General features: G+C 42.1%; 4 protein-coding genes. All 4 read right to left on the bottom strand.

Annotated elements, in window-relative coordinates; all coding sequences use genetic code 11:
• Positions 1 to 43: 43 nt before the first annotated feature.
• The 4 genes from EJN84_RS11480 to EJN84_RS11465 all read right to left on the bottom strand — a co-directional run bounded on the left by EJN84_RS11480 (position 44) and on the right by EJN84_RS11465 (position 6,420).
• Positions 44 to 1,699 carry a SusC/RagA family TonB-linked outer membrane protein gene (locus tag EJN84_RS11480; RefSeq protein WP_129595559.1) on the bottom strand — a complete coding sequence of 552 codons (1,656 nt, stop codon included), beginning with the start codon at positions 1,697 to 1,699 and terminating at the stop codon, positions 44 to 46.
• 308 nt (positions 1,700 to 2,007) lie between these two features.
• Positions 2,008 to 2,949 carry a thioredoxin-disulfide reductase gene (gene trxB, locus EJN84_RS11475; RefSeq protein WP_129595558.1) on the bottom strand — a complete coding sequence of 314 codons (942 nt, stop codon included), beginning with the start codon at positions 2,947 to 2,949 and terminating at the stop codon, positions 2,008 to 2,010.
• Positions 2,950 to 3,135: 186 nt separating this feature from the next.
• The gene (locus tag EJN84_RS11470; protein WP_129595557.1) at positions 3,136 to 3,780 is read right to left on the bottom strand and encodes a LolA family protein; all 645 of its coding nucleotides are present in this window, start codon (positions 3,778 to 3,780) and stop codon (positions 3,136 to 3,138) included.
• 99 nt (positions 3,781 to 3,879) lie between these two features.
• Positions 3,880 to 6,420, bottom strand: a complete 2,541-nt coding sequence (locus EJN84_RS11465; protein WP_129595556.1) for an FtsK/SpoIIIE family DNA translocase — start codon at positions 6,418 to 6,420, stop codon at positions 3,880 to 3,882.
• Positions 6,421 to 7,995 lie beyond the last annotated feature (1,575 nt).

Genomic DNA, 7,995 nt, shown 5'->3' with positions numbered 1-7,995 from the left:
TTTTGGTAATTATGCAGCTAATATACTCATTTTTAATGATATATTAGACAAAATATGCTGCTTTTTTTCTTTTTTTATCTCTTTTTTCTCCTTTATTTTCAGCCCTTTCTGAAGTGCGAAACTTTAGGTAGTTATAATTTCCTTCGGCCGTAAAATTTAACCAATCGTTGAGTTTGGCCCTCAAAATAAGTCCCGGTCTCACTGAGGTTTCCTTTCTTGAATAATCGTTTTCATAGATATTCCACCACATACCTCGGCCGGGAACTGTACCATATTGATCTCCGAACGATGAATTAGCTAACCCTCCATGCGTACCTTTATATTTTTTCTTTAATAAATCAGGATCATACGATCTAGACCAAGTTCCGTCAATATATAATTCTCCAATATTTGGCTGAGCATTACGAGGCATTGAGTTCGCAAAAGAAAGAGTTGCTTCCAAATTTATCTTATCTGTTATATCATGATCTGCTTTGGTTAGGAGTGAAAGTCTTTGGAAGCTGTTATTTGGCAATGTTCCTTCACTATACAAATAACCCAACGAAGTGTAAAAGGTGGTTTTATCATTGCCTCCACTGATAGCAACATTGGTGTTTGTATTGAATCCTAACTCATAAGTGTCTTTAAAATTGTTTTTTACAGGCAAATATGCTCTATACGATTTATCATAATATTCTATTTCCCTTCCATCAAACTTGGGGCCAAATCCGGTACCTTGCCAATCTCCCATCAAAGTAGGTTTGCCGTCAGCATTGAGCATGAACTGCCGCTGATTGTCGAACATGTAATATTCTCCATTAGCGTTGGTTGTGCCATAATCTACATAACCGGAAAATGCTCCATCTCCGTATATATTTTGCATATGCGGCTGTGCATAAACGTAATCCACTCCAAACGTTTGAGAAAATTGAACACCAATACCTTTACGAGCCTGTCCACTTTTAGTCGTAATTACTACGGCTCCATTCAAACCTCTTGAGCCATAGAGAGCTGTAGCCGCAGCACCTTTCAATACCGAGACTGTTTCGAAATCCTGAGGATTGAGGTTTTTTAACTCGTTCCCGTAATCGTTTGATGCTTGACTCCAATCGGCATCTCCGGCATTTGCTATAGCATTGTCTAATATTACTCCGTCTACGACATAAATGGGTTGATTGTTTTTCCCCAAAGTGGAAGCGCCGCGAATTAATATTTTTGTTGAACCGAACATTCCCCCGTCTGATTGAGATATTTCGACTCCGGCAACTTTGCCTTGCAGCGCATTTACAGGGTTTATTACATTTGAAATTAATTCATCACTTTTTAGCTCTTTCACCGCATAGCCGAGTGCTTTTTGCTCGCGCTTCATTCCTAACGCCGTAACAACTACTTCTTCCAACATTTCTGTGTCTTCGCTTAATGTTACGTCGATCCGCGACTGTCCGTTCACCGGAACGGTCTGCGTTTTCATTCCTACGAAGCTGAAAACAAGTCTTGCATCGCTTCGTACGTTACTCAATACATAATTGCCATCAACGTCGGTTACGGTACCTTGGTTGGTGTTTCCTTCCACAACTACAGTTGCCCCAATTACAGGCTCGTTGTTCTGGTCGGTAACCGTACCACGCACTGTGATGCTCTGTGCTGAAACAGAGAAGGCAATAACACTCAGAAGGAGTGTTAATAGGCCTTTTGGTCTAAATTGATACACTCTTTTCATTCTCTCAAATTTTAATTAAATTAAATTAGGTGCATTTTTTAATAAAGATAAGAACGATTTGTTTATTAAGATGAATTATATATATTTAAAAATATATATGCGAAAATGGCATAATCTTTTGTATTCTATCAATAATCTATCAAAGTGATAAACCGGTGGTTTCATTTTGACGGCAAATATATGGGGTTTTTATTTATCTGAAAAATTTATTAACAAAAAAATCGCTTCCTGATGGAGCGATTTTTTTTAAAAATATTTAAAATGATTTTATCTGATTATCTTTTGATAACGGCACAAGGGCATCTGAGCTACAATCCCTTTTCCGAAAGATATCTCTCGGCATCGATGGCGGCGCGACAGCCGGCTCCTGCTGCGGTAACGGCTTGCCGATAAATAGGATCGGCCACATCGCCGGCGGCAAAAACACCCTCGATATTGGTCTTTGTGGTTGGATGCTGAGTTTTGATGTATCCGACTTCATCCATTTCGAGAAACTCTTTGAATATGTCGGTGTTCGGCTGATGTCCTATGGCAAGAAAAAAACCATCTATGACGATGTCCACTTTTTCTTCGTCGGGCTGTCCCTTGCGTTTCACTAAATGGGCTCCTTCAACGCCGTTTTCGCCAAATAAACCTTCGGTTTGGTGTTCGAACAAAATTTCGATTTTGGGATTATTCATCACCCTTTGCTGCATAATCTGAGAAGCGCGCAAATAGGGCTTTCTTACAATCATATAGACTTTGTCGGCCAATCCGGCAAGGTAAAGAGCTTCTTCGCAGGCAGTGTCGCCGCCACCAACTACGGCAACTTTCTTTTTACGATAGAAAAAACCATCGCAAGTGGCGCACGCCGAAACGCCTTGTCCTGCATATTTTGTTTCGTCGGGAATCCCCAAATACTTTGCTGAGGCACCTGTACAGATAATCACCGTGTCAGATTCGATGATGTGTTCGTTGTCGATTGTAACCTTTAGGGGCCGAACCGAAAAATCCACCGCTGTAGCTCGTCCTGGATAAACTTCCGTTCCATATTTTTGTGCTTGTTTTTTTAAATCTTCCATCAACTCGGGGCCGCTTATGCCGTCGGGATATCCTGGAAAATTTTCTACTTCGGTGGTGGTAGTCAATTGTCCTCCGGGTTGCAATCCCTCAAATAAAACGGGTTCGAGATTGGCGCGTGAAGCGTAAATGGCCGCTGTATAGCCTGCCGGTCCTGATCCGATGATCAAACATCTTACTTTGTCTCTCATATTTTGAATGCTTTAAAAAATCGTTTTATATAAAAAGCGAATTTGCGCTTAATCGATGCAAAGGTATTACTATTCTTCTGTTCCTAAAACAGTTATCATAATTATCTATTTGCAGTAAATGAGGTCTTTTTACATCCGGTAGGACGATCCTCTTTTGATATCTTTCCGCACAGCCTTCGAGCCGTGTTAACGCAAATCCACAATTTCGGCTTCGGGATGCAGGGCGGAGTTAAAGACGAAAATCGAATCGTCAAAATGATAGTTTGTGTTGTAATTGTTGATATCAATTACATTTTTTATGTTATTGGTCAAAATGGTTTTCACTTGTACGATCGAATTTGTTTTCTGATCGATAGCTACTTCTATTTGCTTGAAATTACCTTGTTTCTCAGTAGGAGTAAGTAGAATGACGGAAACATCTTTTCCGTTTATTTTTTTCGAAACTGGATCTCGTAGCGAAAATCCGGTTTTGTAGATATTGAGGAGTGCTAACGGACTGATAGATGCAATTTCGTTGCTCGAGGGTGCACTCACGTTTACTTCGTTGGTGCTTTTTATCCACACCCATTGTGTTTTTCCATCGAACCATGTTTCCATGTCGGGCATTTCGAGTTTGAATTTGTTATGCTTTGCCATTGCTTTTCCCGATTGAGAGGGATAGCTTTGTCCATTAGCCTCGATTGTGGTGACACTGAAGGTAAAACTCACTCCATTCGATTTTTCGTATGTCGCAGAGGCCTTATCGAGAATTGACCTCGATTGCATGGAGTTTTGCGCCGACAGAATGCCGGCAGAGAGAATGGCGGTAAGCAGAATTGCAATTTTTTTCATAATCTATCCTTTTTTCATCATTCATCCTTTGTAGGACGGCCGTTTATTCAGAACGTTTAATTAATCGGGAGGAATATAGAGGGAAAAATAGGGTTGAGCCTATTTTAACGAATCGAGGAGCTTTTCGAGCGAATACTCGTCGGAGATGTACACCTCGCGGGGTTTGCTTCCCTGAACAGGTCCTACGATGCCCGCAGCCTCCAGCTGATCCATCAGTCTGCCTGCACGATTGTATCCGATGGAGAATTTCCTTTGAATAAGCGAAGTCGATCCCTGCTGGTGGACGACGATCAATCGGGCGGCTTCGTCGAAAAGCGGATCGCGATCGTTTATGTCAACCGCTTCGCGATTTTCCTCTTCGGGCGAAGTGACTTCGGGTAAAGCAAATGCAGCTTCGTAACCACGCTGACTTCCGATGTATTGAGCGATCTCTTCCACCTCCGGCGTATCCACAAAAGCGCATTGAATGCGGATAAGGTTGCTTCCCTGCGAGAAAAGCATGTCGCCACGGCCAATCAACTGGTTGGCGCCGTTCATGTCGAGAATGGTTCGTGAGTCGATTTGAGAAGTAACTCTGAATGCCATGCGTGCCGGAAAATTGGCCTTAATCGTACCCGTAATGATATTGGTTGTCGGCCGCTGCGTGGCAATTACCATGTGGATGCCCACGGCACGGGCTTTTTGGGCAATACGCGCAATCGGCATTTCTATTTCTTTGCCGGCAGTCATAATCAAGTCGCCAAACTCGTCGATGACCACCACGATATAAGGTAAATATCGGTGTCCGTTATTGGGATTGAGGCGGCGTTTGACGAACTTCTCGTTATACTCCTTAATGGTACGCACATGTGCGCGCATAAGCAATTCGTATCTGTCATCCATCTCTTTGGTGAGCGAGTTGAGCGTTTTGGTCACTTTCGAAACATCAGTGATGATCGCCTTTTCTTCATCCGGGAGCTTGGCCAGATAATGCCGTTCGATGGTTTGATAGATGTTGAATTCCACCATTTTGGGATCAACCAACACCATTTTCATTTCCGAGGGATGCTTTTTGTAAAGCAGCGAGGTGATTATAGCATTCAATCCCACAGATTTTCCTTGTCCGGTAGCACCGGCCACGAGCAAGTGTGGCATTTTGGTGAGGTCGAAAATAAACACTTCGTTGGTGATCGTTTTCCCCAAGGCTACAGGAAGATCATAAGAGCACTCCTGAAACTTTTTGGAGGCAATGACCGATTGCATTGAAACAATTTGTGGATCTTTGTTAGGAACTTCTATTCCGATGGTTCCTTTTCCGGGCATGGGCGCGATGATGCGGATGCCGAGAGCCGAGAGACTAAGCGCGATATCGTCTTCGAGATTTTTGATGCGAGAAATTCTGACACCGGCCTGCGGCACAATTTCGTAGAGTGTGATGGTAGGTCCGACGGTTGCTCGGATGGAAGTGATTTCGATGCCGTAGTTGTGTAATGTTCGTATGATTTTGTCCTTGTTCTCAGTTTGTTCCTGCATATCCACATCCTTTCCTGTTGAATTATACACTTTCAGCAAATCGAGTGATGGGGCTTTATAGTCCGACAGATCTTTTTTGGGATCATAATCTTCCATCTCCGTTATCTGTGGATTTTCGTTGGAAATCTCCGGTGTATTTTTCGAAGAAATGTCGTCGGGGGTTTTATCCATTATGGCCGATTCTTCTTTAGGCACTACTACTTCGAAGTCTTTTTTAAGGGAAGATTCCTTGACAACATTCATCGAAGTTTCAAAATTGGCAGTCAAAATTTTTTCATTGTCTTTCACGGTATCCGGCGTGATAGCCGTATCGTTGCTCATTATTTCGATACCGCTCAGGTCGTCGGGCCTTTCTCTCTTTTTAAAGATCTTTTTGAAAAAAGAATGTTTCTCTTTTACTTTAGATTCTGCTTCATCGGTATCGATATCTGATTCATTTTCTTCGATTGAAAATTCGATCTCTTTTTCAGGGGACAAAGATTGAAATTTAGGCGCATTGTTGAGGATAGATTGTTGTATCTTCCGAACTGAAGTACGTCGAACCACAACCATAAAAACCAGAATAAAGAGTAATATTACCAAAATCACTCCCGGCCATCCAATAGTATTTTCGAGCATCATTTCTATCTGATTTCCGTGACTGCCTCCCCAAATGATGTGGCTTTTCGGAAAAAGTTTCCCGAGGATGAATGCACTTGCGATAGATCCGCCAATAAGGGCGAAAGCAGTCAGAAAAAATACTTTGGCTAACGAAACACGGGTAACTCCCATAAACCGCAGTCCCAGATATATTGCAAAGAGGGGGATGAGAAGCGAAAAAATGCCAAATCCGCCATTGATCAATCTTTCGCTCAGGATAGCTCCACCGGTGCTTGTCCAATTTTCCACGTGAACCGTTTTGTCGTTTATCAGTTCCCAGAACGATCTGTTGCTGATAATACTCTGATCGGCAGCACCGGTAAAAAAGAACGAAACCATAGCCATGAATCCGAATATTCCTGCAAAAGCGATGATAACACCCAGCACGAAGCGTACACGTTCGCTACGGAAAAAAACCATAATCCCGTTTTTGCGTTTACTTGCGGCGGGGTTTTTTTTATTTATTCTTCTCTTTCTTTTCTTAGCCATTCTATGTTTTGCCTGTTTCTGTTTTCTCGAAATGTCTTTCGAATATCGAATGATTTCTATAGTACAAATATTTGCAAATGTAATAAAAAAGGTAATGCAGTTGAAAAGATAAATTCTATGTTTGCCTCAATTTCGTCTGACTTCAAATGTTTCCCGTCTCCATTTGCTCCCGCACGATTATGAAATTACGAATTTCAATTTTTGTTTGTTTTTTTGCTGGTGCAGATATTCTCCATTCAGCGGCAATGGTTCTGCCTTTCAGGAAGGGATTGTCGTTGTGTCTTTGTCCGTAGGTCGTTGACCTGCGGTTATGGAGGTTGTTGCCTTTCAGGCAAAAGGGGAAAAAGTTGAACTAAACAAACTTCTAACTTTATGAACTTATTTGATTATCATAACCCCTGCACTGTCTGGCGGCAGGACTTGTCCCCTTATCTTATGGAGACAATGTCCATTTCATATTGCATATTACACATATGCTCCGTAGGAGCATACCTATGGTAGAAAATAATTTACGCAACCATTTTATAAAGCCCTGTCGGGGCGACCATCCTTTAATCCTGAAATTGTTATCGGATGGTCATCCCTACGGGATTTTGTGTTTTGTTTCGGCATCATTTTCTACCAAAAGGTTGTCCCTATGGGACAAAATCCATTTCATACGACTGATTTATGAATTATGGGTTCATTCAATTGTGCTTCCACGAATGCAATACCACATGAAAAGATTCGTGCGGCAGCGGGGTTTATACTAATAATGATGGCAGGCTGCGAAGTGGATTAGAGGAAACATGGAGCACCCATGGAGGAAACATGGAGTTGCCTCGGAGCTATGTCGGAGCTATAGCGTAGGAGGGTTATGGATGGATTGGATTGAAATGAAGGATAGGAGCAAGGTTTGGCAGCGTGGGGTCATCCCTACGGGATTTTGTGTTTTGGTTCGGTCTCTTTTTCTACCAAAAGGCTGTCCCTACGGGACAAAATCCATTTCATCTGCTAGATTTATGAATTAAAGTTTCATTCAATCGTGGTTACACTAATGCAGTACCACACGAAAGGATTCGTGCGGCAGCGTGAGGGATTTTGTGTTTTGGTTCGGTCTCTTTCTCTACCAAAAGGTTGTCCCTACGGGACAAAATCCATTTCATCTGCTAGATTTATGAATTAAAGTTTCATTCAATCGTGGTTCTACTAAAGCAGTACCACACGAAAGGATTCGTGCGGCAGCGTGAGGGATTTTGTGTTTTGGTTCGGTCTCTTTCTCTACCAAAAGGCTGTCCCTACGGGACAAAATCCATTTCATCTGCTAGATTTATGAATTAAAGTTTCATTCAATCGTGGTTACACTAATGCAGTACCACACGAAAGGGTTATGAATTAATTGATAATTGACAATTGATAATGGATAATGGAGAATTGAGAAGAAGTGGAGAAGTAACAAATAAGAATTACCAATTACGAATTTTGGTTTTTTGCGGGTGCAGATATTCTCACTTCAGCGGCAATAGTTCTGCCTTTCAGGCAGGGGTGGGTAGTGGTGTTATTGTCCGCAGGTCGGTGACCTGCGGTTATGAAAGT

This window comes from Seramator thermalis, assembly GCF_004138125.1.
Lineage (GTDB): Bacteria > Bacteroidota > Bacteroidia > Bacteroidales > Dysgonomonadaceae > Seramator > Seramator thermalis.
Note: the sequence above shows the minus strand (reverse complement) of the source record. Positions and strands in the feature narration are given on the sequence as shown.

Bases quoted from the DNA above. Each gene is read 5' to 3' on its own strand.
- EJN84_RS11480 (WP_129595559.1), bottom strand. From the start codon at position 1,699: ATGAAAAGAGTGTATCAATTTAGACCAAAAGGCCTATTAACACTCCTT.
- trxB (WP_129595558.1), bottom strand. From the start codon at position 2,949: ATGAGAGACAAAGTAAGATGTTTGATCATCGGATCAGGACCGGCAGGC.
- EJN84_RS11470 (WP_129595557.1), bottom strand. From the start codon at position 3,780: ATGAAAAAAATTGCAATTCTGCTTACCGCCATTCTCTCTGCCGGCATT.
- EJN84_RS11465 (WP_129595556.1), bottom strand. From the start codon at position 6,420: ATGGCTAAGAAAAGAAAGAGAAGAATAAATAAAAAAAACCCCGCCGCA.